Annotated in this window: 23 protein-coding genes; 3 read left to right on the forward strand and 20 right to left on the reverse strand. The window is 64.0% G+C overall.

Annotated elements, in window-relative coordinates; genetic code table 11:
* Positions 1-72 precede the first annotated feature (72 nt).
* Genes PM2_RS13665 through PM2_RS13680 form a run of 4 tightly spaced genes read right to left on the reverse strand, consistent with a single transcriptional unit; the run spans position 73 to position 4,287 of the window.
* Positions 73-1,179 (reverse strand): acetoin dehydrogenase dihydrolipoyllysine-residue acetyltransferase subunit, encoded by a 1,107-nt coding sequence (locus tag PM2_RS13665; RefSeq protein ID WP_028699132.1) that lies wholly within the window; start codon positions 1,177-1,179, stop codon positions 73-75.
* Positions 1,176-2,198, reverse strand: coding sequence for an alpha-ketoacid dehydrogenase subunit beta (locus PM2_RS13670; RefSeq protein ID WP_013970705.1), 1,023 nt, complete (start codon positions 2,196-2,198; stop codon positions 1,176-1,178). The genes PM2_RS13665 and PM2_RS13670 overlap by 4 nt, the downstream gene beginning before the upstream one ends.
* A gap of 33 nt (positions 2,199-2,231) precedes the next feature.
* The gene (locus PM2_RS13675; protein ID WP_016715388.1) at positions 2,232-3,209 is read right to left on the reverse strand and encodes a thiamine pyrophosphate-dependent dehydrogenase E1 component subunit alpha; all 978 of its coding nucleotides are present in this window, start codon (positions 3,207-3,209) and stop codon (positions 2,232-2,234) included.
* 22 nt (positions 3,210-3,231) lie between these two features.
* Entirely contained in the window at positions 3,232-4,287 is a 1,056-nt protein-coding gene (locus tag PM2_RS13680; RefSeq protein WP_028699133.1) for an ATP-NAD kinase family protein, read from the reverse strand.
* A gap of 283 nt (positions 4,288-4,570) precedes the next feature.
* On the opposite strand from PM2_RS13680, the gene PM2_RS13685 reads away from it, so the two are divergent.
* A complete protein-coding gene (locus tag PM2_RS13685; protein ID WP_028699134.1) occupies positions 4,571-6,424 on the forward strand; it encodes a sigma-54-dependent Fis family transcriptional regulator in 1,854 nt (617 codons plus the stop codon).
* 317 nt (positions 6,425-6,741) lie between these two features.
* Here the strand turns inward: PM2_RS13685 and PM2_RS13690 are convergent, their stop codons facing one another.
* From PM2_RS13690 to PM2_RS13760, 16 genes are all read right to left on the reverse strand, one after another.
* Complete coding sequence (locus tag PM2_RS13690; protein ID WP_004883121.1) at positions 6,742-6,984, reverse strand: DUF2274 domain-containing protein; 243 nt, start codon at positions 6,982-6,984, stop codon at positions 6,742-6,744.
* Entirely contained in the window at positions 6,981-8,261 is a 1,281-nt protein-coding gene (locus PM2_RS13695; protein WP_004883119.1) for a TraB/TrbI/VirB10 family type IV secretion system protein, read from the reverse strand. The genes PM2_RS13690 and PM2_RS13695 overlap by 4 nt, the downstream gene beginning before the upstream one ends.
* Before the next feature lie 2 nt (positions 8,262-8,263).
* A complete protein-coding gene (trbG, locus tag PM2_RS13700) occupies positions 8,264-9,256 on the reverse strand; it encodes a P-type conjugative transfer protein TrbG (protein WP_004883112.1) in 993 nt (330 codons plus the stop codon).
* The gene (gene trbF / locus PM2_RS13705; protein WP_004883108.1) at positions 9,253-9,957 is read right to left on the reverse strand and encodes a conjugal transfer protein TrbF; all 705 of its coding nucleotides are present in this window, start codon (positions 9,955-9,957) and stop codon (positions 9,253-9,255) included. The genes trbG and trbF overlap by 4 nt, the downstream gene beginning before the upstream one ends.
* A 29-nt stretch (positions 9,958-9,986) precedes the next feature.
* Positions 9,987-11,351 carry a P-type conjugative transfer protein TrbL gene (gene trbL / locus PM2_RS13710; RefSeq protein WP_004883106.1) on the reverse strand — a complete coding sequence of 455 codons (1,365 nt, stop codon included), beginning with the start codon at positions 11,349-11,351 and terminating at the stop codon, positions 9,987-9,989.
* Positions 11,348-11,674: a hypothetical protein gene (locus tag PM2_RS13715; protein WP_004883103.1), complete on the reverse strand. Its 327-nt coding sequence runs from the start codon at positions 11,672-11,674 to the stop codon at positions 11,348-11,350. Before PM2_RS13715 ends, trbL begins: the two co-directional genes overlap by 4 nt.
* Positions 11,675-11,686: 12 nt before the next feature.
* The gene (trbJ, locus tag PM2_RS13720) at positions 11,687-12,424 is read right to left on the reverse strand and encodes a P-type conjugative transfer protein TrbJ (RefSeq protein ID WP_004883101.1); all 738 of its coding nucleotides are present in this window, start codon (positions 12,422-12,424) and stop codon (positions 11,687-11,689) included.
* Entirely contained in the window at positions 12,421-14,871 is a 2,451-nt protein-coding gene (gene trbE, locus PM2_RS13725; protein WP_004883099.1) for a conjugal transfer protein TrbE, read from the reverse strand. The genes trbJ and trbE overlap by 4 nt, the downstream gene beginning before the upstream one ends.
* A gap of 11 nt (positions 14,872-14,882) precedes the next feature.
* On the reverse strand, positions 14,883-15,155 hold the full coding sequence (locus PM2_RS13730; RefSeq protein ID WP_004883097.1) for a VirB3 family type IV secretion system protein: 273 nt from the start codon (positions 15,153-15,155) through the stop codon (positions 14,883-14,885).
* Positions 15,152-15,535 (reverse strand): TrbC/VirB2 family type IV secretion system protein, encoded by a 384-nt coding sequence (locus PM2_RS13735; protein WP_004883090.1) that lies wholly within the window; start codon positions 15,533-15,535, stop codon positions 15,152-15,154. Before PM2_RS13735 ends, PM2_RS13730 begins: the two co-directional genes overlap by 4 nt.
* Positions 15,532-16,599: a P-type conjugative transfer ATPase TrbB gene (gene trbB / locus PM2_RS13740; protein ID WP_004883088.1), complete on the reverse strand. Its 1,068-nt coding sequence runs from the start codon at positions 16,597-16,599 to the stop codon at positions 15,532-15,534. The genes PM2_RS13735 and trbB overlap by 4 nt, the downstream gene beginning before the upstream one ends.
* Positions 16,596-17,060 carry a ribbon-helix-helix protein, CopG family gene (locus PM2_RS13745; RefSeq protein WP_004883086.1) on the reverse strand — a complete coding sequence of 155 codons (465 nt, stop codon included), beginning with the start codon at positions 17,058-17,060 and terminating at the stop codon, positions 16,596-16,598. Before PM2_RS13745 ends, trbB begins: the two co-directional genes overlap by 4 nt.
* Complete coding sequence (locus PM2_RS13750; protein WP_004883083.1) at positions 17,057-19,072, reverse strand: conjugal transfer protein TraG; 2,016 nt, start codon at positions 19,070-19,072, stop codon at positions 17,057-17,059. Before PM2_RS13750 ends, PM2_RS13745 begins: the two co-directional genes overlap by 4 nt.
* 274 nt (positions 19,073-19,346) lie before the next feature.
* Entirely contained in the window at positions 19,347-19,622 is a 276-nt protein-coding gene (locus tag PM2_RS30030) for an EexN family lipoprotein (protein ID WP_004883082.1), read from the reverse strand.
* Positions 19,619-20,563: a LysR family transcriptional regulator gene (locus PM2_RS13755; RefSeq protein ID WP_004883081.1), complete on the reverse strand. Its 945-nt coding sequence runs from the start codon at positions 20,561-20,563 to the stop codon at positions 19,619-19,621. The genes PM2_RS30030 and PM2_RS13755 overlap by 4 nt, the downstream gene beginning before the upstream one ends.
* Positions 20,564-20,637: 74 nt before the next feature.
* Entirely contained in the window at positions 20,638-22,062 is a 1,425-nt protein-coding gene (locus PM2_RS13760; protein WP_028699135.1) for an efflux transporter outer membrane subunit, read from the reverse strand.
* A 109-nt stretch (positions 22,063-22,171) separates the two neighbouring features.
* On the opposite strand from PM2_RS13760, the gene PM2_RS13765 reads away from it, so the two are divergent.
* Both PM2_RS13765 and PM2_RS13770 read left to right on the forward strand, forming a co-directional pair.
* Positions 22,172-22,807 (forward strand): TetR/AcrR family transcriptional regulator, encoded by a 636-nt coding sequence (locus PM2_RS13765; protein ID WP_028699136.1) that lies wholly within the window; start codon positions 22,172-22,174, stop codon positions 22,805-22,807.
* Complete coding sequence (locus PM2_RS13770) at positions 22,807-23,973, forward strand: efflux RND transporter periplasmic adaptor subunit (protein ID WP_023123862.1); 1,167 nt, start codon at positions 22,807-22,809, stop codon at positions 23,971-23,973. Before PM2_RS13765 ends, PM2_RS13770 begins: the two co-directional genes overlap by 1 nt.
* Positions 23,974-23,980: the final 7 nt, after the last annotated feature.

The following is a 23,980-nucleotide window of genomic DNA, read 5'->3' on the forward strand; positions in this document are numbered from 1 at the left end:
CCTAGGCGCTGGAGCACTCAAGGCATGCACTTCCATGCCCATCCGCCATCCCCAGACATGTAACTCATTACCTCAATGCCCCCGTAAAAACTCCACCATCCTCCGGTTCACCTCCTCAGCCGCCTCCATCTGCACCATATGCCCAGCCTCTGGCAGCACCAGCACTTCGGCCTCCAGGCCCTCTGCGTGGCTGGCCGGGATAATCGCGTCCTTGCCACCCCACACCACCAGTGCCGGATGCTGCCCCAGCACGCTGCGCAGGTCGTGGCGCTGCCTGTCACCGTCGGCAATGGCTAATGCCAGCTGGCGCAAGGCCTCATCGACACCTTCCAGGCGCTTGAACTTGAGCATGTCTTCCAGCATCTGCCGGGTGACCAGTGCCGGGTCGGCGAACAGCTGCACCATCTGCGGTTTGAGGGCGTTGCGGTTCGCGGCGGCAACAAAGCCTTGCAGGTACTGCCCATTGATTGCCTCACCCAGGCCGGCACTGGCGATCAGGCTCAGGCTGGCCACCCGCTGCGGCGCCAGGCGCGCCACGTTCAGGCTGACCGCGCCACCCATGGAGTGTCCGGCCAGGTGGGCCTTGGCGATGTCCAGGTGGTCGAGCAGGGCCAGCACGGTTTCGCTCAGTTCATCCAGGTCGCCCCGTTGCAGGGCCTTTGCCGACTCGCCGTGCCCCGGCAGGTCAAGGGCGATCACCCGGCGCTCGGCCGCCAGCGCCGGGTGGTTGAACAGCCAGTTGTTGAGGTCGCCGCCAAAGCCGTGTACCAGTACCAGCGGCGTACCGCCTTCGCCCAGTTCGAACCAGCGCAACAGGCGGCCGCCCACTTCAGCCTTCTGCGGGGTCGGCCCTTGTGCTTGGTCGGCGCCCCCTTCGGCGACGAACTCGGCCTGGAAGCGCTGTACCACTGCATCGATCTCGGATTCCTCGGCTTCGCCTTCCACCACCACCGCCAGCAGTGCGCCAACCGGCAGGGTTTCATCCGGTTTGGCCACCTGGCGGCGCAATACACCACTGAACGGGGCTTCGACGCTGCTGCTGATCTTGTCGGTCTCGACGTCCAGCACCTCGTCGCCCTTGTTGATTTCGTCGCCTTCCTGCTTGAGCCAGGCGTCCACCCGGCCCTCGGTCATCGAAAGGCCCCACTTGGGCATGGTCAGGGTATGGATCTGGCTCATGCGGCACTCCTTGCAGCTTCGATCACCTTGCGCACGGCAGCCTCGATCTTCGCCGCGTCAGGGATGTACAGGTCTTCCAGGGCATCGGAGAACGGCACCGGGGTGTGCGGTGCGGTGACCATTTCGATCGGGCCCTTGAGCGCGCCGAAGGCCTTCTGCGCCACCAGCGCGCTGATGTCGGTGGCCATGGAGCAACGCGGGTTGGCTTCGTCGATCACCACCAGTCGGCCGGTTTTTTCCACGCTTTCCAGAATGCTGTCTTCGTCCAGCGGGCTGGTGGTGCGCAGGTCCAGCACTTCGCAGTCGATGCCCTGGCGGGCCAGGTTGTTGGCAGCCTCCAGCGCCACATGCACCATGCGCCCGTAAGTGACCAGGGTCACATCGTCACCATCGCGCAGGAAGTTGGCCTCGCCGAACGGCACGGTGTACACCTCTTCCGGCACCTCGCCCTGCATGCTGTACAGCAGCTTGTGCTCGCAGAAGATCACCGGGTCGTTGTCGCGGATCGCCTGGATCAACAGGCCTTTGGCATCGTAAGGCGAGGACGGGCACACCACTTTCAGGCCTGGGATGTGCGTCCACAGCGAGGTGAGCATTTGCGAGTGCTGGGCCGCCGCACGCAGGCCGGCGCCATACATGGTGCGCATCACCAGCGGGGTGACTGCCTTGCCGCCGAACATGTAGCGGAACTTGGCGGCCTGGTTGAGGATCTGGTCCAGGCAGCAGCCGGCGAAGTCAACGAACATCAGCTCGCACACCGGGCGCAGGCCCTGGGTGGCAGCCCCGACGGCGGCCCCGACGTAGCCGATTTCCGACAGCGGCGCGTCCAGCACGCGGCCGGGAAACTGGTGGTACAGGCCTTTGGTCACGCCCAGCACGCCCCCCCACGCGTCATCCTCGCCGGGGGCACCGGCACCGCCGGCCACGTCTTCTCCAATGATGAACACGGTGTTGTCGCGGCGCATTTCCTGGGCCAGGGCTTCGTTGATGGCCTGCTGGTAGCTGATCTTTCTTGCCATGGTGGTTCTCCTGTTGTTCTTGTAATCCGCGGCTCAGGGGTAGGCGACGTAGACGTCGGTGAGCAGGTCGGCGGGCTGTGGCTTGGGATCGGACTTGGCGCGGCGCACGGCGTCCTCGATCAGGTCTTCGATGCGGGCGTCGATGGCGTCCAGTTGCTCGGCAGTGAGCAGGCCGGCACGGGTGGTCTTGTTGCGGAACTGCATCAGGCAATCGCGGGATTCGCGCAGGTTCTTCACTTCATCCGGGGCGCGGTAGGTTTGTGCATCGCCTTCGAAGTGGCCGTAGTAGCGGCTGAGCTTGACCTCGATCAGCGACGGGCCTTGCCCGGAGCGTGCGCGCTCGATGGCAGCGCCAGCGGCCTCGTACACCGCAAAGAAGTCGAAGCCGTCGATGGTGACACCCGGCATGCCGAAACCGGCGGCGCGGTCGGCAATATGGTCGCAGGCAACGGACCAATTGGAGGCGGTGGCTTCGGCGTAGCCGTTGTTCTCGGCCACGAAGATGCAGGGCAGGTTCATGATTGACGCCATGTTCATGGCCTCGAACACCGCACCTTCGTTGGAGGCGCCATCGCCGAAGAAGGCCACCGATACATCGTCGCGGCCTTTGATCTTGGCGGCCAGCGCTGCCCCGGCTACCAGCGGGGCGCCAGCGCCGACGATGCCGTTGGCGCCGAGCATGCCTTTCTCCAGGTCGGCAATGTGCATCGAGCCGCCCTTGCCGCCACATACGCCGGTCTTCTTGCCGTAGATCTCGGCCATCATGCCGTACACGTCCACGCCCTTGGCGATGCAGTGGCCATGACCACGGTGGGTTGACGCGATGCAGTCGCTGTCGCGCAAGTGGGCCATGACCCCGGCGGCCGAGGCCTCTTCGCCAGCGTACAGGTGGACGAAACCGGGGATCTCGCCCGTGGCGAATTCCACATGCAGGCGTTCTTCGAACGCACGGATGGTGCGCATCACTTCATAGGCATGCAGCAGTTGTTCGGTACTCAGTTGATTGGACATCTTGTTGTTCTCCAGGGTTGTCTCAACGCGGGGATGCAGAATGCAGCCGGTGGCCGCGCGGGACGGCCAGCAGGTGGTGGCGGGCGGCGTGCGCCAGTACGGCCTCGACATCCACGCTTAGCGGGCCTTGGTGGTCGAGGGTGATGGTGGGCGTGTCGTGCTCGGCGAATTCGATCTCGCGTTCGCCGTCCAGGGCCAGGGTGCCGCTGGTCAGGCTCAGGCGATGGGCAACGCCAGGAGTCAGCGGGCCGCTGGCGGTGATGCCGCAGGCTTGCAGCAGGCCGGGTGCCAGCGGCGCGAGCAATGTTTGTTCGGCGCCGGGATTCAGGCGTACCCAGGCACCGTGCAGCTCGTGGCGTGACACTGGGCACCACAGGCCGCACAGGGCCGACAGGCCGATGGCATGGGGTTCGGCAAAGCAGGCGAAGACTTCGCACAGGTCCTCGCTGCGGCTGAGCGCACGGGCGCCTATGAAGCGCTGTGGCGACACGGCCACTTCGACCAAGGCCCATTCGGCCAGCTGTTGCTCGGGCACTCTTACCAGCAGGCGCTTGTTACGGCGCAGGCCGATGCTGGCGGGCACCAGGCCGCTGGCGAACAGGCCACCGGCAAGGCCAGCGCTGGTGGCTTCGCGCAGTTCGGGGAACGCATTGTTGGTGCCGGTGGATAAGGTCAGCAGCGGCACGTCACCGGCCTCGGCAGCGACTGCCTTGTGGGTGCCATCGCCACCGAGCACGGCGATCATCGCCACGCCGCGCTCGACCATGTGCCGGGTGGCCTGGCGGGTGTCGGCAACGGTCTGGGTCAGCGGCAGGTCGAGTATTTCGAGGGCCGGCCAGTGCTGGTCACGGGCGCCCGGGCCCTGGCTGGCCTTGAGCACGGCAGCAGCGATGCCGGTCATGTCGCTGGGCAACAGCACCTGGCCGATACCGGTGGCACCGAAGGCCGCCAGCAGGCGCTGGATGGCCGAGGCCTTGTCGGTGCTGGAATAGAGCCCGGCGTTGGCGGTCAGGCGGCGCAGGTCGCGGCCAGAGGCAGGGTTGGCAATGATCCCGACAATCGGGGCGGGTTGCGGCATGGCGCACCTCGTATTTTTGTTTGCCAAGGCAGGAGCAAGCGCGGTGCCAGCTTTCTTTGATTTGGCCGAAATGGCCGCGCTAGAGGGCTTTGGTTGCGTTTTGGCATGCCCTTGCCACGGTGCTGGCGAGACGCCGGGTGCCAGCGCCAGGCAGGCATTGCCGAGACGCTGAGACGCGGCGTCTCAAGCCAGCCGGTAATCACACAGTGCTTGTCGGGGCATGCCCAGAGGCGCTTAATGGCCAGACAACGATAAAAACAGCAACGAGAACCGGAGGGCCTGAATGCTTGCCGCGAACTCCCGAGCCCATGTCGACTGCGTCAGCAGGGTGTTGAAGAATGCCGACCGCCTGCCACAGGCGCCGGTGCCACCGCTGATCCTCGACTCCTGGCGCCGTTCCATGGAGCTGTACCGCCTCGACCCTGGGTCCCAGCAGGGGCCGCGTATCCTTTCTCAAAGCCTGCTCAACGAGTGCCGCGAACGCGCCGAACTGTTCCTGCGCATCGCCAGCGATGCTGTGGCACGCCTGCACGAGCGGGTACGCGGTGCCGACTACTGCGTACTGCTGACCGATGCCCAGGGGCGCACCATCGATTACCGGGTCGAGTCGGCCATCCGCAACGACTGCCGCAAGGCCGGGCTGTACCTGGGCACCTGCTGGTCGGAAGGCGAGGAGGGTACCTGCGGCGTGGCGGCGGTGTTGACCGCCAAGGCCCCGGTCACCGTGCACAAGCGGGACCACTTCCGCGCTGCGTTCATCGGCCTGACCTGCACGGCGGCACCGGTATTCGACCCGCTGGGCGAGTTGTTGGGCGTGGTGGATGTGTCAGCCTTGAAGTCGCCAGATGACCGCCGTAGCCAGCATCTGATCCGCCAACTGGTGGAGCAGACCGCCCGCGAGATCGAAAACGCCTTTTTCATGCACAGTGCCCAAGGCCACTGGGTGATGCGCGCCCACGGCACGCCGGGTTATGTGGAAAGCCAGCCGGACTACCTGCTGGCTTGGGATGCCGATGGCCGCCTGCAGGCGATCAACAGTCTGGCGCGGCAACGGCTGGTGGAGCGCCTGGGGCGCTTGCCCGAGCATATTGGTGAGCTGTTCGACATTGACCAGCTACGCCGGGTGAGCGCGTCGTCGGCCCAGCGCCTACCGGGTCTGGGGGGGCTGTATGGTCGGGTCAGCGCCCCACGGCAACGCCAGCGCGCGCAGCCGTTGCGCCAGGCCCAGGACGCACGCATCGAACAGCACCTGCGCTTGGCCACGCGGGTCAAGGACTGCAATCTGGCGGTACTGGTGCAAGGGGAGACCGGGGCTGGCAAAGAAGTGTTCGCCCGCCAACTGCACCAGCAAAGCCAGCGCCGGGATGGCCCGTTCGTCACGCTGAACTGTGCGGCCATTCCGGAAAGCCTGATCGAGAGCGAGCTGTTTGGCTACGTGGCTGGAGCCTTTACCGGGGCCTCCAGCAAAGGCATGCAAGGGCTGTTGCAGCAGGCCGATGGCGGCACGCTGTTCCTCGATGAAATCGGCGACATGCCGCTGAACCTGCAAACGCGCCTGCTGCGGGTGCTGGCCGAGGGTGAAGTGGCGCCGTTGGGCGCCGCGCGGCGTGAGCGTGTGGACATCCAGGTGATCTGCGCCACTCATCGCGATCTGGCCGCGATGGTTGAGGACGGGCGCTTTCGTGAAGACCTGTACTTCCGCCTGGCCAATGCCCGCTTCGAGTTGCCGCCGCTGCGGGAACGTGAGGATCGGTTGGGGTTGATTCATCAGCTGCTGGCCGAGGAGGCCGGTGCGTGTGCTGTCGAGGTGGTGTTGGCCGATGATGCGCTGCAAGCATTGCTGGTTTACCGTTGGCCGGGGAACTTGCGTCAGCTGCGGCAGGTGTTGCGCTATGCCTGCGCGGTGAGTGAAGGCGGGCAGGTGCAATTGCAGGACTTGCCGCAAGAGGTGCGCGGTGAAGCGGTTGCTTCGCCTGAGAGCAGCGTGTCTTGCCCGGCCCGGCAGTTGTTGCTGGATGCTCTGATTCGCCATCGCTGGAAACCGGCCGATGCGGCGCGGGCGTTGGGGATATCGCGGGCGACGCTGTATCGGCGGGTGCATGAGCACCGCATCGAAATGCCGCGCATGAAGGGATAGGCCTTCAGGCCCTGGCAGGCAATAAAAAATGTCCGCAGTCAAGCGATTGTTGAAATCAGCCTGATGGCCGGAAGTCTATATGGGGTGCGGGTTTGGCTCTACTTCGGGCCGCCTTGCGGGGCTGTGGCGTTGTGGGCTGGGAGCCACATAGGAGCTTCGCGGTAGAAAGCCCGAGCGTGCTGCATCGGGGGCGGTTGCCTGCAGGCGGTAGCCGCGTTTGGTCTTCATAGCCCAATCGGTCGCCGTCCTCCAGAATGAAGAACGCGCAGCCTTGGGCTGCGCGTTTGAGGGATGGCCGCCAGCGGAAACCGGCATCATCAGCTTGGCTTCGGCGGCGCGGCCTTGCCCGCGCCTCCCTTCCTGAATCCCCGATCTCCGACCATGAAGGCTTCTAGCATGTGCGGAATTAGCACCGTGGCATCGACCGCCTCGCCGTAGGTCTGCGCGTGCAGCGTAGCGTAGCGGTCGAGGTCGGCTTTCAGGCTGGCCGGGCAAGCAAAAGTCAGCTTCGTGGATTCCGTTTTCGGCAGCGGCCCGAGCCGTAGCTTGCGCGTCGTCATCGCGAAGTCCCCCTGTTGAAGAAAAGTGGCTGGTACGGCCGCAGCACCAGATCGCGGTTGACGATGATGCGAACCGGCAAGCCGGGGCGCTCCGTCAAGGTGGGCTGGATGTTGAGGTTGCGCCGGGTCATCTCCTGACCGACCTGATTGATGCTGTCCTGGGCGCTATCGCGGCCGGCGATGATGACGCGATCACCGTCCTGCCGGTTCTCCGGCGCAGCCAGTTCGGCACCGATGCCCAGTAGCGTCGTCAGTGCCGCACCGGCAAAGACGCGATCCCAATGCCAATCCACATCATCTTCCAAGCCGGCGTAGCCGGCCGGATCGGTGCCGGCCAAGTTGTCGAGCTTGAGCGAAGACGTGTCGGGCAGGATGATCCGGTTCCACACCACTTGCACGCGGCTCTGCCCGTAGCTGACCTGGCTGTTGTATTTGCCCAGGATGCGTGACCCCTGCGGGATCAGCAGGAACTTGCCGGTAGCCGTGTCATAGACCGGCTCCGTCACTGTGGCGATCACATCGCCCGGCAAGTCCGACTTGATGCCCGTCACCAGCGCCCCGGCGACCACCGTTCCGGCCATGACCTGATACGGCGACGCCGGCAGCGTCAGGTTGCCGGAATCACGGGCTTCCGTGGTTCCGGCTTTCTGGAATGCCTCTTTCTGGTCTTGCCGGTTCTGCACGGCGGTCGGGTCGGCGGGCTGGGCCGCCGTCGACGCAGGCCCGGCCGCCAGCGGGTCGAAGGCCGCATTGGCGGTGAAGCCCGGCGCAGCGGCTACCTGTGTCTGCGCCACCGGCGCGGCCTTCTGCGAACCAGAGCGGAAGAACACCGCCGATGCCGCTGCTGCTTCGGCTTCCTTGCGCAACGCGTCGTTGGGGTCGTTGCCGGGGGCCGCGTAGGCGGCCGTCACCGGCTGCTGCGACTTCACAATGGCCGGGCCAAGATCGCCTGGCAGCGGCGGCCCCAACTCCGGCACGGATGCCGCCAAGGGGGGCGGCAGCTTCGAGTAGTCCGCCGGCAGCGCGTCCAACCCTTCGGACTTCGAGACGCGATCGACGTTGTAAAGCTCGGTCTGCTCGCCTGCACCGCGCCGCTGCGGTTGCAGCGACCACATCAGCGCGCCGAGCACAGCGACCGAGAGACCGCCGACGAGGATGGCCAGCGTGCGCCGGTTCAGGCGCGTGACCGGGCGCGGTTGGGCGCGCAGCGCAACTGCCTCGGGTGCCACCTTGCCCGCATGCGGCGTGGCGAGGTCGGGAGTGTCGTCCTGGCTCATGGTCAGTTCCTCCGCGCCAAGCCATCCGTGCGTTCGATACGCACCACGTCACCCTTGTCGCCGCCCAGGCGCAGTTCGGCCGCGCCGAACAGCCGATCCACGATGTAGTAAGGCGAGCGAAAACGGTAATTCACCAGTTGTCCGTCGCCCTGCGCGCCGATGACGAACAGCGGTGGCAGCTCGCCTTGGGCGATTCCCGGCGGGAACTGGATATAGACCTTCTCGCCATCGTCGAAGGCGCGCAGCGGCTTCCACGGCGGATTGCTGCCTGAGACGGAATATCGGAAGCGGATCTTCTCCAGCGACAGTCCGGTATCGACCGGTGCGGCGGCGCTAGCCGCCTGCGACTGGCGCTGCAAGGCCAACATCCGGTCTTTTGGGTAGTCCCAGGACACCGACGCCATCCATGCCTTTTCCGTCGAGGTCAGTTCCAGCAGGTATGTTCTGCGACTGGTGGTGATGACCAAATTCGTCTTGAGGCCTGAGCGGATGGGCTTGACCAGCACATTGATGCGCATCGCGTCGCCGCTGCCGCTGGACGTGTCACCGACGATCCAGCGCACGGTATCGCCGGCTGCGACCGTCACTAGTTCCTCGCCCGGCTGCAAGGAAACCACGGTCACGCGTCCCGGCGCGGCATAGACTTGGTAGAGCGCACCATCGGTGAAGGGCCACACCTGAATCGCATTGACGTAGCCCTCGCGCGTGGGCGCGATGCGCGCCTCGGCATTGGCACGGGAAACGCGCACCTTCTCATCGGCCGGCTCCGGCTTAGCCGGGGCCGCGTCCAACTCGTGCAGCGGCTTCAACTGCGCTGGCAGCGCCAGCGGCTCGGGCATGGCGACGACTTCCACTGGAGCAGGCGGCTCCGGCAGCGGCTGTGCCTGCACCGGCTCATCGAGCGAAATGGACGGAGGCGGCTTGCCCTGCGAAGCGCAGCCCGACAGGGCCACCACGGTCAGCGCGAAAGCGTATAAGCGGAAAGACAGGTTCATGGCTTGGCTCCTTCAGAAGAATCCAGTTCGCGGCTCCACGACAGGCCGTTGACGTAGATACCCAGCGGGTTCTTGCGCAGGCGCTGTTCGGTGCGCGGGGTTTGCAGGACGGTGGAAAGCACCGCGTTCCATCGCTCGGTCCCGGCGGGGGCACCGTTGATGAACCGTTGCTCCGTCCAACGGACGTTGAACGAGGCATCGCTGGCGCGTACCACGCTGGTGATCTGCACCGTCACCGACTCGCGGCCAACACGGGCGAAAGGATCGTTCTTGCTGGCGTAGTCGTTGAGCACCGCCGCGCCTTTGTCGGTGGTGTAGTCGTAGGCGTCCAGCCAGTTTTGCCGCACCACGATGGGATCGATAGACAGCGAGCGCACCAGCGTCACGAAGCGCGCCAGGTGGTGCGCGATCTGCGCATCGGCGGGCCGGTACGGCGTGGCGGCTTCGCCGACGGCGCGCACCTGCCCCGACTGATCGACCTCGATGACGTAAGGGGTGACGATGGACTGCGCCGAGCGCCACACCAGGCCACCGGCCATCAGCAGCGCAAGCGTGAGGCAGCCGAAGGCCATAAAACGCCAGTTCTTGGCCTGGACGCGGGCCGAGCCGATGCGCTCGTCCCACACCTGCGCGGCGGATTGGTACGGGGTGGCAGGCTGCGGCGTGTCGGCATAGCGCACCTGCGGGCGTTTGAATCGCATAGGGTTCTCCTTGGTGGTCAGGTATCGGGTCACGCATCGGGGCGCAGGCTTGGGCCTTGCCCTGAGCCGCCGCCGTCGCCACTGCGCAGCGTGTGGGCTGCGGTGGTTGCGGCATGGGTGATCTGCTGGCGGCGGTGCATCCGCTTTGCCCAGGCGGGTTGCTCTTGCTTCGGCGCGCTGGCTGCGCCTTCGCCTGCGGCGGCCTGGCCGGAACCGGCAGCGCCGACATCCGCACCGTTCCATCCTGCCCGGAAGGAGTCGGCCACCTTCTGACCGGCAGCGGAAGCGCCCGATGCAGCTCGGCGGCCTGCCGCTTGCGCGCCGGTCTTGGCGACATTGCCGAGGCCCGCAGCCGCGCCTTTAGCCCCGCCGCCCGCAGCGGCGGAACCGGCCTGGAATGCGGACTTGGCGCTGCTGGCCGCCGACGTGGCGGCGCGTGCGCCGCTCCCGGCCAGCTTTGCGGCGGCCGGGGCCATGCGTGCGCCCGCCATGACGGCACCGCCCACGCCGGTCGCGGCGGCACCGATGGCAACACCCGTGCCTACCGCGCCGACGGCAGCGCCCGCCATCGCACCCGCGCCGAGCTGCGGCGCACCGGACACAAGGCCCGTGGCGATGCCGGGGCCGAAGATGCCCAGCGCCAGCAAGGCAAGCGAAGCCAGCATCACGACAAGCGCATGGTCGATGGAAGGCTCGTCGGGATGAACCTGGAACTCCGCGAACAGGCCCGAGCCGATGCCGACGATTACCGCCAGCACCAAGACCTTGATGCCTGACGAAACCACATTGCCGAGCACCTTTTCCGCGAGGAACGAGGTTTTGTTCCAGAGCGCAAACGGGATCAAGACGAAGCCGGCAAGCGTGGTCAGCTTGAACTCGATCAACGTGATGAAAAGCTGAACCGCGAGCACGAAGAAACAGAGGATCACCACCAGCCAAGCGATGAACAGCACCACGATGGGGTCGAGGTTCACGAACACTTCGGGGAAGCCGGCCATGTCACCGATCTGGTCGAGGATCGGCGCAGCGGCGTCGATGCCGGTCTTGGCAAGCCGACCCGGCTGCAAGAAGTTCTCCATCGTTATGGCCGAGCCAGTGGCGGTGATGCCTAGCCCGGCGAACGAGCGGAACACGATGCTCGACAGCCAATTGAAGTTACCGATGATGTAGGCGAAGGCACCGACGTAAAGCACCTTGCGCAGCAGCTTGGCGATCACGTCCTCGCCCTGGCCGGTCGCATGGCTCATGGCCCAATACAGACCGGCAATGGTCATGTCGATGACAATGAGAGTGGCCGTCAGGAACGCGACTTCGCCTTGCAGCAGACCGAAACCGGAGTCGATGTAGCGCGAGAAGGTATCGAGGAATCTGTCGATGATCGTTACGTCGTTCATGGCGTGTCCTCCGCAGCGGCGAGCGACGCATCACCTTCCGGCGCGTCGTCGGTTGGCGTGTCGAAACTCGCCGGAATCGGCGGCAGTTCTGCCAGCGTCCGGTATTCGTCCGGCCCAGTCTGGCCGGTGAAGAAGCGCCGCCGGAAGGCTTCGGCAGCGGCGCGACAGGTGTCTTCGCCTGCGGTTTGCCGGTCGGCTGCGCATTGGGCGCGCAGCGCCTTGAGCCGCACGGGATCGGCGGCCAAGGTGGCGGTCAGGTCTTCAGCCGGCTGCTGGCCGCATGCGGTCAGCAGCACGGCCAGCAGGACAGGAACGCATCGCATGGCCGCCTCCCGTCAGTTGTTGTAGAAGTTGACGGACTGCGGTGTGTACGGCGTGCCGGTGCCCAGGAAGCGCCGCCGCACTTCGCGGGCGCGCTCGGTGGCCGCTGCCTGCCGCGCCAGCTCCAGCGAGGCCGCCCTGTCTTGTGTGATCTGGAGCTGCTGGGCCTGGATGGACTGCTTGGCCTGCAAGGCGAGAAGCTGGTTCGTTGCCTGCATCGCTTGCAGCGCACCCGTGGCCGATTGGCTTTGGCTCACGAGGTCGGCCAGCGCGCTTTCGTCTTGCGTCAGGTTCTGCGACACCTGCGCCTGCATCCGCATCGCGGTGTGCAGGCCGTCGAGCGTGTTCTTCCAGCGTTCGCGTGCGTCCTGTGCCATGCGGTCGCCGCTGATGGTGGCGGCGTACTGCTCCGGGTACAGGCGCGAGAACGTGGCATCCATGCTCTGCACGTCGTAGGCCAGCCCTTGCGCCTCGGCAATCAGGCGTTCAGTCGTGGCGAGCGTCGAGCGCAGCCGGTTGACGATGTTGAAGTCGAGATTCGCCAGGTTGCGCGCCTGGTTCATCAACATCTGCGCTTCGTTCTGGAGCTGGTTGATCTGGTTGTTGATCTGCTCCAGCGTGCGGATGGCAGTCAGCGTGTTCTGCACCAAGTTGACGGGATCAACGAAAGTGAGCGCCGCCGCTGGCTGAGCGAGCATCAGCGAGCCGGCCAGCGCGGCGGCGAGCGAAACGGAAAGTACACGGGTCTTCATGGCGAAATCTCCAGGGGTTGAGTAGCGAGGAAAGAAGCCGCCGACGGCGAGGACGGCAGCAGGTCGGCGGCCCAATCGAGGCCGCGATGGCGTAGCCACGCACCGGCGAAGCCGGGAGCGCCGGCCTGCGTCAGCACTCGGTCAATGTCGCGTTGGTCTTGCGGTGTGGATGCGCCCGAGAAGGCGAGCGCGGCTGGCCCCAGGTCGAGGTCGAACAGACGATTGCCCAGGCGCGATTGGTAGTAGTAGTCGCGCTTGGGCTGCGCGGTGGCGACGATTTCGATTTGCCGACTGTTGAGGCCAAAGCCCTCGTAGACCGTGCGAATCTGCGGCTCGGTCGCCTGCGGGTTGGGCAAGAAAATCCGGCTCGCGCAGCTTTCGATGATCGCGGGCGCGATGGTCGAATCCTTGATGTCGGCAAGCGACTGCGTGGCGAAGATCACCGACACGTTTTTCTTGCGCAGAGTTTTCAACCATTGCCGGATGCGTGCCGCGAAGGACGGTTCATCAAGGAATAGCCAGGCTTCATCGAGAATCAGCAGCGTGGGAGCACCGTCGAAACGTGCATCGAAGCGGGCGAACAAGTAGCGCAGCACCGCTTGCACGGCGGCGGGGCTGTGCATTAGCTCTTCCATCTCAAAGCCCTGCACGTCGCCGCTGCCGAGCCGGTCGCGGTCGGCATCCAGTAGCTTGCCGTGCGCGCCGCCCAGCACATACGGCGACAATGCCTGCCGCAGCGCGTTCGATTGCAGCAGCACCGAAAGCCCGGTCATCGTGCGCTGCTCCACCGGCGCACCAGCGAGGCTGCCGAGCGCCGACCAAATGGCGGCTTTCTCGTCGGGGCCGACGGTCACGCCTTCATGCAGCAGGCGGCCTTCGATCCACTCGGCGGCCCAGGTGCGATAGCCTTCGCTGTCGATACGGGCCAAGGGCTGAAAGGCAATGGCGCCGTCCGCGCCGAGGTCGTAGTGTTCGCCGCCCAGGCCCAGCACCGTCGCCCGCATGGATCGCCCCATGTCGAAGGCGAAGATGCGCGAGCCGCCATAGCGGCGGAACTGCAAGGCGAGCATCGCCAGCAGGACAGATTTTCCCATGCCCGTCGGCCCCGCGACCAGCGTATGCCCCACGTCGCCGATGTGCGTCACCAGCCGGAACGGCGTCGCGCCATCCGTGCGCGTGACGATCAGCGGCGGGCCGTCGAGATGGGCGTTTTTCTCCGGCCCAGCCCACACGGCGGACACCGGCATCATGTGCGCCAGATTCAGCGTCGAGACGATGGGCTGGCGCACGTTGGCATAGGCATTGCCTGGTATGGACGACAGCCACGCATCGACTGCATTTAAGGTTTCGGGGATGGTGACGAAGCCACGTCCTTGGATGACACGTTCCACCATGCGCAGCTTTTCGTCGGCTACGGCAGGGTCGTCATCGAACACCGTCACCGTGGCGGTGAGGTAGCCGAAGGCGACTTGATCGCTGCCAAGCTCTTGCAAGGCGGCATCCGCGTCGGCCGCCTTGTTGCTGGCATCCGTGTCCACCAGCGGCGATTCCTGCTGGAAGATGGTTTCGCGCAGTAGCGCAATGACATTCTTCCGTTTCGCAAACCACTGGCGACGCAGGCGGCCCAGCTCCTTTTCCGCCTCGGCTTTATCGAGGCAGAGAAACCGGGTACTCCAGCGATAGGCAAAGCCCAGGCGATTGAGGTCGTCCAGCAGGCCCGGCCAGGTCGAGGTCGGAAAGCCCCGCACCGACACCACGCGCAGATGCTGGTCACCCAGCATGGGCGCAAGGCCGCCGACTAGGGCGGAATCGGCCAGCAGTGCGTCGAGGTGGAAAGGCACCTCGGGCACGGCCAGCCGGTAGCGCCGCGTGGACACCGTGGCGTGAAGATAAGTCAGCGTCGCGGCATCGTCCAACCAGACGATTTCTGGCATCACGCCATCGAGCAGGTCGAAAACCCGATCCGTTTCTGCCAGGAAGGCGTCAAGCCGACCGCGCCAGTCCACACCATCGCCCGGCGCGTGCTCGTAGAGCAGCTTGGCTGCACGAGCGCGGGATTCCTCCGGCGGCAGATAGGCTAGCGTCAGGTGATAGCTGCTTTCGTAGTGGTTCCCCGATTCCTCAAAGGCAGCGCGGCGTTCTTCGTCCACCAGCCAGGACAGCGGTTCGGGAAAGTCGGAATGCGGATAGTCCGCGGCCGACTGGCGCTCGGCTTCCACGAACAGCGCCCAGCCCGAACCCAGCCGGCGCAACGCGTTGTTTAGCCGTGCCGTCGTGGCGATCAATTCGCCCTGCGTGGCGCTGTCCAGATCAGGCCCGCGAAAGCGCGCCGTGCGCTGAAACGAGCCATCCTTGTTCAGCACCACGCCCGGCGCGATCAGCCCAGCCCAGGGAAGCCAGTCGGCCAGCAAGGCGGGCCGCTGGCGGTATTCGGCAAGGTTAAGCATGGCGGCGTCTCCTACACGTCCAGCAGCGGCTTGTGCTTGATGTGCCGGGCGAAGACCTGCATGAACTGCGGATCGACCCTCGCGCCCCACACGGCCAGCGAGTGACCGACGATCCAGAGCACTACGCCAGGAATCCAGAGTTGCAGGCCCAGCCCGACGGCAGCGGCTAGCGTGCCGTTGGCAATCGCCACCGTGCGCGGTGCGCCGCCCATCAAGAGCGGCTCGGTCAGCGAGCGATGTAGCGGCACCTCGAAGCCGGCCGCGAAGCTATCCGGGCCACTCATACGACAGCCCCGCCGGAGAAGCTGAAGAACGACAGGAAGAACGAGGACGCGGCGAACGCGATGCTCAAACCGAACACGATCTGGATCAGCTTGCGAAAGCCGCCCGACGTGTCGCCGAAGGCGAGCGCGAGGCCCGTGGCGATGATGATGATGACCGCGACGATGCGTGCCACCGGCCCCTGAATCGACTCCAGAATGGATTGCAGCGGGCCTTCCCATGGCATCGAGGAGCCGGATGCCTTCGCCGTGCCCGCCGTCATCAGCATGACTGCGGCCAGCAGCAGGCCGTGGTGCGCGGGGCCGGCCAGCCGCCGCAGGCGTGCGATGGTTGAAACCGGATTTACGGAATTACGGAAAGCGTGAACGTGCATCTGCGTCATGGCAGTTCTCCAGGTAGGTCAAGGGACGAGGAAGGCGCAGCGGCATCGGCTGCGAGAGGAACCGGCATCAGCTCGGGAAACGGTGTTTCCAGCGCGTCCGCCAGGCGATAGCCGGTGCCGTCGAAACCGACGACACGGGCGATGCTTTCGACGCGGCGCTTGCGGCCACGCCCGGCGATGTGGATCACGACGTTGACCGCCTCGGCGATCAGCGCACGCGGTGGGTTCACCGCCACTTCAAGAATCAACTGTTCGAGGCGCAGCAGCGCGCCCAGCGCGGAACCGGCGTGGATGGTGGCGATGCCGCCGGGGTGGCCGGTGCCCCACACCTTAACCAAGTCCAGGGCTTCGCCGCCGCGTACCTCGCCGACGATCACGCGGTCGGGGCGCAGGCGCATCGTGGCCCGCACCAGCTCGGTCATAGACACGACGCCAGCGCGGGTGCGCAGCGGCACATGGTCGCGGGCTGCGCATTGCAGCTCGATGGTGTCTTCGAGCACAAGCACGCGGTCGCCCGTGGCGGCGATCTCCGCAAGCAAGGCATTGGCGAGTGTGGTTTTGCCGCTGCTCGTCGCCCCGGCGATCAGGATGTTCTGGCGCTCACGCACGGCGCGGCGCAGGAACTCGGCCTGGCCTGTGGTCAAGATGCCGTCGGCCACATAGCGATCCAGCCCGATGATGCTCACGGCGCGCTTGCGCAGCGCGAAGGCTGGGCCGGGCGCTGCGGGCGGCAAGATGCCCTCGAACCGCTCGCCGGTTTCGGGCAGCTCGGCGGTCAGCAGCGGCCGCCCGCGATGCACCTCTGCGCCGACGTGCGCAGCCACCAGCCGGATGATGCGTTCGCCATCGTCTTGGGACAGCTCCACGCCCAGCGGCATGCGGCCCGATGACAACCGATCCACCCATAGGGTGCGGTCGGGGTTGAGCATGATTTCCACCACGTCGGGGTCGGCCAGCGCAGCGGCGATGACTGGCCCCATTGCCGTGCGCAGCATCTGGATACGGCGATCCAGAGAGGTTGCGGCGGATGAGAGTTCGGGCGGGGTTTGCGGAATGGCGCTCATGAGGCACGCTCCTGCGCTTCAGCCAGTGCCTCCGCGTCATCCATTCGCGCCGGGTCTGGGTGCAGTTCTTCCACAACGTCGCGCACCAGGCTGCGGCCACGCAGCAGGTGGCGGCCGAGCCGCTCCACGAATTGCTCGAAACGCGCTTTGCCTTGGGCGCGAGCTGCGTCCTGATGGGCTTCGGGAATCGGGGTGCTGACGGTCAGGAAGTAGCGGATGAACAGCGCCAGTGTTTCGATCTGGATGTTCTGGTCGCGCTCCATGCGCTCGGCCTGCCGCGACAGGCGATCGAGCCGCTTGGCGATGGCCGCCTCGCGCTGGTCGCCAGCATCGGGCGATAGCCACGACGCGAGCGCCGCCGCGACAATGGACGACTTGGACACGCCTTTCTTGGCGGCCAGTTCTTCGAGACGCTTGGCGTGCTCGGGCTGAATGAACAGATTGAGGCGGTATTGGCTCATAAGTCGATTCCGTCGTTGGGGTCGAGGGAAGCCAGCCGGGCCGTGCGCTGCATGGCCGGGTCGAGCTGGCCGGGAAGCGGCAGCGGCAGGTCGTCGTCGTCATCGAGCAGAGTCAGGTCATGGCCGGCGAGCAGCGGTTCGGGGCTGTATTCGCTGACTTCGGATAGCTCCGGCTGTCGGCGTGGGCCGCCGTCATCGGCGGTGCCTGTGCCATCGCCGGACAGGCCCGCAGCCCGGACCGTTGACACGGCTGGGATCGATAGGCCGCTCCAGTCGTCGGGCCGGGCCGGTGGCGCGTCCGCGTATTGCCCGGCCGCGAGCACAGGCGGCGGTAAAACGCGGTTCTTGAAATTCGCGTCGGCGTAGTAGCGCAGCTTCTTGGCCTTGATCGGTGCCACGCTGGACACCATCACCACAGCTTCCTCAGTCGGAAGCTGCATCACTTCACCGGGCGTCAGTAGCGGGCGGGCCGTCTCCTGCCGCGACACCATGAGGTGCCCCAGCCACGGTGCCAATCTGTGCCCGGCATAGTTGCGCTGCGCGCGCAGTTCGGTAGCGGTGCCAAGCGTTTCGGAGATCCGTTTCGCAGTGCGTTCATCGTTGGTGGCGAACGTCACGCGGACATGGCAGTTATCCAGAATCGAATGGTTCTGGCCGTAGGCTTTGTCGATCTGGTTGAGCGATTGGGCGATAAGAAAACTGCGGATTCCGTAGCCCGCCATGAAGGCAAGCGCCGTCTCGAAGAAGTCCAGGCGGCCCAGCGCCGGGAACTCATCGAGCATCAGCAGCAGCTTGTGGCGGCGTTCGATGCCGTCGCTGCCGTCGAGCGATTCGGTGAGCCGTCGGCCGATCTGGTTGAGGATCAGGCGAATGAGCGGTTTCGTCCGCGAAATATCCGAAGGTGGCACTACCAGATAAAGCGACACCGGATGCTCGGACGCGATCAGGTCGGCGATACGCCAGTCGCAGCGCGAGGTGACTTCGGCCACCGTGGGGTCGCGGTAGAGGCCCAGGAACGACATGGCGGTGCTCAACACGCCGGAACGCTCGTTGTCCGACTTGTTGAGCACTTCGCGCGCCGCCGAAGCGACGACTGGATGCGGGCCACCACCTTCCACGTTCACGAGGTGCTGTGTGGTCATCATCCGGTGCAAGGTCAGCTCGAAGGGGCTGGCCGGATCGGAGAGGAAATTGGCGACGCCGCGCAGCGTCTTGTCCTCGCCCGCGTAGAGCACATGCAGGATGGCCCCGACCAGCAGCGCGTGCGAAGTCTTCTCCCAATGGTTGCGCTTCTCAAGCGCGCCTTCTGGATCGACCAGAATGTCGGCTATGTTCTGTACGTCACGCACTTCATGTGCGCCGCGCCGAACTTCTAGCAGCGGGTTGTAGGCCGCCGACTTCGCATCGGTCGGATTGAACAGCAGGCAGTGTGAGTAGCGTGAGCGCCAACCTGCGGTGATCTGCCAATTCTCGCCCTTGATGTCGTGGACTACGGCGGATGCAGGCCAAGAAAGCAGCGTCGGCACCACAAGGCCGACGCCTTTGCCTGAGCGCGTGGGCGCGAAAGTGAGGATGTGTTCCGGGCCTTCATGCCGAAGGTACTTGCCATCGTGCTGACCGAGGAACACGCCGATCGGCTGCGTAAGGCCGGCTTTGCGAATGTCCTCCGTACTTGCCCAGCGTGCCGAGCCATAGGTCGTGACTAGGCGTGATTGACGAGAGCGCCAGATCGACATGCAGACTGCGACCACCACCGCCAGCAAGCCACTGCCACCCGCTATGGCACCGCCCGTGTCGAAAACGCGTGGCGCGTAGGCATCGAAGAAGAACCACCACTCAAACAGCTTCCACGGGAGGTAGATCGGTGTGCCGAGGAAATCAAACCAGGGGGAGCCAAGGCGTACCTGATAGCCAAGGGCTGCTGCCGTCCATTGTGTGGCGCCCCACACACCCGCGATCACGATGCCGAATACCACGGCTATCTGACCGAACAGCACATTCGTACCTTGCATAGCCCCGCCTCCAATCTCTCCTACGCTGATTCCCTTGGGAAACGCGGCTTAGAAATGTGCCGCAGGCGTCAGGATCGGTGCTGGCTTAGTGCCGGTCAAAGACCGTTTGGGGCAGAAAGGTCGATAAGAAAGAATGAATTCGCGCTGTGTCTAGCCAGGGAGTGACTCCGTAAGCGCCGGCGAATATCAGCGTGCCGAACAGAAGATTCAGGCAGACTAGCGAATTGCTGAATTGCTGAATTGCTGAATTGCTGAATTGCTGAATTGCTGAATTTCAGAATTTGGGGGATTCTTTGGGCGGTGTGTATGGCGTTTTTCCGTCACCGTAGAACCGCTTACGTGTTGCCTCCGCTACCCGGTTGCAAAGCAGTTCGCCCAAAGTAGGCCGATCCGTCTTGCATTGCTGGCGCAACTTCTTGAGCTGTTCCGGGTCTGCCACCAGCTCTTCTACTGTCGGGGTTTTCTTTTCTGCACTAGTGGCTTTGTGCGGTTTATCAGATTGACCGCATGCGACTAGCATTGCAGCGACGAGCGTGATGGCGAGTCTCATGGCATCAATTCCTCCGGAAGATCGGGATTTCGGCTTTTTGTTGACCTGAGAAACTCTGGCAATTCGATGGCCTGTACTCGCTGAATGAAGCGCGCAAGCTCGTCAAACGGATCGCCTTCAAGTCTGAGTAGATAGGTCGTCAAAGGTGGTACGCGTGTCGAAAGCGGCCTCGCCACGACTCCTGGCTCTCGGGAGGCTGCAATGTGTGCAGCCCCTGTAAGTCCGAGTGCAAAACCGGCAGATACCAACGCCATCATCAGGTCGAAAGTGGTAACCCGCTCGGCAACTAGAGGCTGCATTTCAGCCCGGCTAAGTACTCGCTCAATGTGCTTGGCGTGGCCCTCGCACACTTGAGGATCAGATAGCACTAGCGGGTAGCGCAGCAGTTCATCCAATGGAATTCGCTTAAGAGCCAGCAACGGATGCCGAGCTGGCAGCGCCACCATAAGCGTGTCAGTCCACGCGGGAAGTGCGACGATTCCATCACCTACGTCGTCGGACTGTGCAAAGCCGACGTCATACAGGTCGTCGTGCAATCCTTTGATTTGTTGGGATAGTGGCACCTCAAAAAAGCGAATCTCAACCTCGGGCTCCTCCTCGCGACACAACGCCAATAGGGCTGGTAAGCACAGTAGTGTTGCGCCGTCTGACAAGGCGACGCGGAGTTGTCCATGAAAGCCATTTTTTGCTGCCTTCACGCAGTCCCGCGCCTGTTGCAAGGATGCGAACACCCGAGGTGCGTGCTCCATGAGCATCAACCCAGCTCGTGTCAAACGCGTGCTTCTCGTGTTCCGAATAAAGAGCTGTGCTCCTAACTCCTCTTCGAGTTCTTTGATCGTGCGAGACAGTGGGGACTGCTCAATATGCAGTTTCGCAGCGGCGCGAGCGAAGTGAAGTTCCTCGGCGAGCGCCATAAAACAACGTAGATGTCGAATTTCCATGCGTCCCCTACTAATCGTCGATCTATTCAGTATTTAAAACTCGCTGCCATGCTGCGTTCTTCCAACTCAAGGACTCAGGGTGAAGATTGCAGATTCACATGCTCTGGCGAACCAGAAAGCGCTTTAGCGAGAACACCCCATTGCACGGCTGCGTCGGCGCGAGCACGGACCAGAGCCGCTCGCTGGGACAAGGTGCCACGCTCCGCTTCTGCAACAACGGTCGCATCCACCTGTCCCGCCTCAAAGAGGCGTCGACTGCGGTCAAGGAGTCGATCAGCGACGACAAGACCATCGACCTGATGCTGCAGAGAAGTCCGCTGGGTCTGCCAGCCCAGATAAGCGTTCTCCACATCCTGAAGCGCAAGCAAAACCGTGCGTTCCAGGTCAGCCTGTGCGCCGCGACTGCGTGCTGAGCCCTCGTCGATTCCCGCTTGTATTGCTCCACCGTCAAAGATCGGAAGCGTCACACCCAAGCCCAGAGAGAAAATGTTCCCTGCCACACGTGTTCCGTTGTTCTCGAAGCGTTGGCGCCCACCACTCAAATCGAGCACAAGTTTGGGGAACCGCTCGCCTTCTGCTGCGTTCCATCGCGCCGTCGCCGCTGCAAGACGCGCCTGCGCGGCTCTGACGTCGGGGCGCTGCTGCAGCAATTCGCCTGGCACGCTTCTGGGAGTCCAATCGGGCATGGTGAGAGAGGCAAGCGCAGGACCGCTGCCAAGCGCCCCCGGAATCCGGCCAACGAGCACATCCAAGGCATGCGTTGCTTCGCCGCGTACGCGTCGCAACTGCTCTTGCTCCACCCGGAGGGCGATGACCTCGGAACGCGTGCGTTCAATGTCAAAGCCCGTAGCTTGACCTGCCTTGAACTTCTGCTCTGTCAGACGCTCAAGGCGCTCGGCGACTTGAAGTCGCTCTTTTGCCAGATCTTCCAGCTCTGCCGCCTGCCGCTGCTGCAGTGCAGCGGACACTGTCTCAAAGGCGATCTGCCAACGTGTCGCGAACCAGTTCTGTTCGACAGCAACTGCGTCCATCCGTGCGCCATCAGCGGCATGCGAGAGGCGGCCCGCTAGATCAACTTCCCATGAAGCCGACAGCGGAAGCCTGGCATCGCTGCTGATGGTCGGTGCCAAAGAAAAGTCGCGCGCGCGCGTTGCTTGGGGCGTGAGCGCCAAGCTAGGGAACATTGAAGCGCGTGTACGTCGGGTGATCGCCACAGCTTCATCAATCCGCGCTCTTGCAATAGCGAGATCGGTGTTGTGCTCCAGCGCGTTGCGCACCAGCGCGTCAATCAGCGGATCACCGTACGCCGTCCACCACTCGGCCGGGAGTGCTTGTGCTGGCACCTGCTGCACAGCCAGACCCGCTTCGTTCATGAATTTGGCCGGAACCTCAACGCGTGATGTCTCCACCCTGTGAGGCGAGTGGCTGCACGCGGCGAGAAGCGTGATCGATAGGAATGCAACAGCAGTAAGGCCGCGGCGGGCGTAGGGATCGGACATGTTGAGCCACTAGGTTGTGAATTGAGGAGGCCGTCTTGACGGGCATAGTTCATGGCGTGTACTATACCGTCCAGACGGTTCAAAAATCAAGCATCTTTGGAGTTTCACCATGGCAACTCGTATGAAATCAAGCCCAGAGGAGTCGCATTCGGCGGACAACGGCGCTGAAGCCCCCTCCATCTCTAAGAAAGCGCAACAAACACGGGAGCGCATCCTTCAAGCTGCGCGTGACGTAGTCATGGAGGGAGGTGCCGGGCACCTAACGCTTGACGCGGTCGTTGCACGGGCAGGAATGAGCAAAGGTGCGTTCCTGTACCACTTCGAGACCAAGCGCGATCTGCTCCTCACGATGATTGATGACCAGGTCTCGGCGTTTGATGGCGGGCAGGAAGAGCGAGAGCTGCCATTCGTCGGCGATCCAGACCCTTGGCTATCCAGCCAGGTCTCGGCTATGCCTGACGGCGGGATGCAAAAGATGAGCGCTGCATTGCTGGCGGCCGTGGCTGAAGACCCCACGCTGCTTGAGCCTGTGCGCGGCTGGTACCGCAGGCAGTACGAGAACGCGAGCAAATCTCCACGCGGCACCGATATCGCCGGAATCGTTCTATTTGCCTTGGACGGAGTCTTCCTCGCCGAAATGATGGGTTTTCCGACGTTTGCTGCCGAAGACCTTTCTCGACTCATGCACACCCTCCAGGCGCTCGCCCGCGGCGAACTGGAACTCACCCCTATTGATAAACGCTGATGAAAGGCCTTCCCGTGTCTTGCACTCCCTTTAAATCCCAGTCCTGGCAAATGCAGAAAGTCGGCCTCGCGTTTGTTCTGCTCGCATCGCTTGCCGGCTGTGGTAGTCAGAAGGAGCCTGCTTCCGATCCACCGCGAGCGGTCAAGCTGCTCACGGTGGGGGATGTAGGTTCTGTGGCCAATCGCATTGAATTGAGTGGTCTAGCTCGCTCCAGTGAGCGGAGTACCTTGGGGTTCGAGACTGGCGGGCGTATCAGCAAGCTTCATGTGGACGTGGGAGATCGCTTCTCTCGCGGACAGCTTCTGGCTGAGTTGGATGTTCAGCCCGAGCAACTCCGCCTAGAACAGGCTCGGGCGACACTCGCTGCTGCGGAAGCCGCATTGGCAGACAGAATCGTGCAGACAACGCAGCAAAGGGGGCTGCTTGAGGGCAACGTAATCTCCCCGGCTGCATTCGAGAGTGTGAAAGCACAGTTGGTTGCAGCTGAAGGCCAGGTGCGCAATGCAAAGGCCGCATTCGGCCTTGCCGAGCGTGCGCGAAGGGGGGCCGCCATTCATGCGCCATTCGACGGCGTCGTCGCGGAGAAACTCGCTCTGCCGTTCACAGATATTGCAGCCGGAGCGCCGGTGCTTCAAGTGGATGGACTACGCAGCGGCGTAGAAGTCCTTGCGACTGCATCGACGACCCAGGCGGCAAATATCAAAATTGGGCAGGTCGCCGAACTGCGCCTGAGCGAGTCAGCAAGTCCCGTTCGTGCTTCGGTACAACGCATCGGCTTGCGTGCTGAAAATGGCTCACTTTTACCTGTCGTGCTCGTTCCTCAAGATGCTACTCTTGCGCGCAGTCTTCGACCCGGGTCTGCCGTTCAAGTATTGCTGAAGGCACCGGAAGCGAAGGATGCCTCACCAGATCGTCTGATGCTTCCCTATTCGGCACTGGTGCTCAGTGAGAAAGCAGGACAAGCCGCAGTGTTTGTATATGACGTGACCGGAAAGAAGGTGCACCGCCGGGAAGTGCAATTCCAGAGCGAGCCAGGCGGCGACAACGTTCGCGTTGTGGGCGGCCTGAAGCGCGGCGAGATGGTAGTCGCGGCTGGCGCGAGTTGGCTGACGAACGAGCAACAAGTCACCCCACTCAAGGCCACGACCCAATTGGCCGGACGCTGACCCGCTA

Origin of the sequence: Pseudomonas monteilii NBRC 103158 = DSM 14164, assembly GCF_000730605.1 — a bacterium.
Taxonomy (GTDB): Bacteria; Pseudomonadota; Gammaproteobacteria; order Pseudomonadales; family Pseudomonadaceae; genus Aquipseudomonas; species Aquipseudomonas monteilii.

Bases quoted from the DNA above. Each gene is read 5' to 3' on its own strand.
- PM2_RS13665 (WP_028699132.1), bottom strand. From the start codon at position 1,179: ATGAGCCAGATCCATACCCTGACCATGCCCAAGTGGGGCCTTTCGATG.
- PM2_RS13670 (WP_013970705.1), bottom strand. From the start codon at position 2,198: ATGGCAAGAAAGATCAGCTACCAGCAGGCCATCAACGAAGCCCTGGCC.
- PM2_RS13675 (WP_016715388.1), bottom strand. From the start codon at position 3,209: ATGTCCAATCAACTGAGTACCGAACAACTGCTGCATGCCTATGAAGTG.
- PM2_RS13680 (WP_028699133.1), bottom strand. From the start codon at position 4,287: ATGCCGCAACCCGCCCCGATTGTCGGGATCATTGCCAACCCTGCCTCT.
- PM2_RS13685 (WP_028699134.1), top strand. From the start codon at position 4,571: ATGCTTGCCGCGAACTCCCGAGCCCATGTCGACTGCGTCAGCAGGGTG.
- PM2_RS13690 (WP_004883121.1), bottom strand. From the start codon at position 6,984: ATGACGACGCGCAAGCTACGGCTCGGGCCGCTGCCGAAAACGGAATCC.
- PM2_RS13695 (WP_004883119.1), bottom strand. From the start codon at position 8,261: ATGAGCCAGGACGACACTCCCGACCTCGCCACGCCGCATGCGGGCAAG.
- trbG (WP_004883112.1), bottom strand. From the start codon at position 9,256: ATGAACCTGTCTTTCCGCTTATACGCTTTCGCGCTGACCGTGGTGGCC.
- trbF (WP_004883108.1), bottom strand. From the start codon at position 9,957: ATGCGATTCAAACGCCCGCAGGTGCGCTATGCCGACACGCCGCAGCCT.
- trbL (WP_004883106.1), bottom strand. From the start codon at position 11,351: ATGAACGACGTAACGATCATCGACAGATTCCTCGATACCTTCTCGCGC.
- PM2_RS13715 (WP_004883103.1), bottom strand. From the start codon at position 11,674: ATGCGATGCGTTCCTGTCCTGCTGGCCGTGCTGCTGACCGCATGCGGC.
- trbJ (WP_004883101.1), bottom strand. From the start codon at position 12,424: ATGAAGACCCGTGTACTTTCCGTTTCGCTCGCCGCCGCGCTGGCCGGC.
- trbE (WP_004883099.1), bottom strand. From the start codon at position 14,871: ATGCTTAACCTTGCCGAATACCGCCAGCGGCCCGCCTTGCTGGCCGAC.
- PM2_RS13730 (WP_004883097.1), bottom strand. From the start codon at position 15,155: ATGAGTGGCCCGGATAGCTTCGCGGCCGGCTTCGAGGTGCCGCTACAT.
- PM2_RS13735 (WP_004883090.1), bottom strand. From the start codon at position 15,535: ATGACGCAGATGCACGTTCACGCTTTCCGTAATTCCGTAAATCCGGTT.
- trbB (WP_004883088.1), bottom strand. From the start codon at position 16,599: ATGAGCGCCATTCCGCAAACCCCGCCCGAACTCTCATCCGCCGCAACC.
- PM2_RS13745 (WP_004883086.1), bottom strand. From the start codon at position 17,060: ATGAGCCAATACCGCCTCAATCTGTTCATTCAGCCCGAGCACGCCAAG.
- PM2_RS13750 (WP_004883083.1), bottom strand. From the start codon at position 19,072: ATGCAAGGTACGAATGTGCTGTTCGGTCAGATAGCCGTGGTATTCGGC.
- PM2_RS30030 (WP_004883082.1), bottom strand. From the start codon at position 19,622: ATGAGACTCGCCATCACGCTCGTCGCTGCAATGCTAGTCGCATGCGGT.
- PM2_RS13755 (WP_004883081.1), bottom strand. From the start codon at position 20,563: ATGGAAATTCGACATCTACGTTGTTTTATGGCGCTCGCCGAGGAACTT.
- PM2_RS13760 (WP_028699135.1), bottom strand. From the start codon at position 22,062: ATGTCCGATCCCTACGCCCGCCGCGGCCTTACTGCTGTTGCATTCCTA.
- PM2_RS13765 (WP_028699136.1), top strand. From the start codon at position 22,172: ATGGCAACTCGTATGAAATCAAGCCCAGAGGAGTCGCATTCGGCGGAC.
- PM2_RS13770 (WP_023123862.1), top strand. From the start codon at position 22,807: ATGAAAGGCCTTCCCGTGTCTTGCACTCCCTTTAAATCCCAGTCCTGG.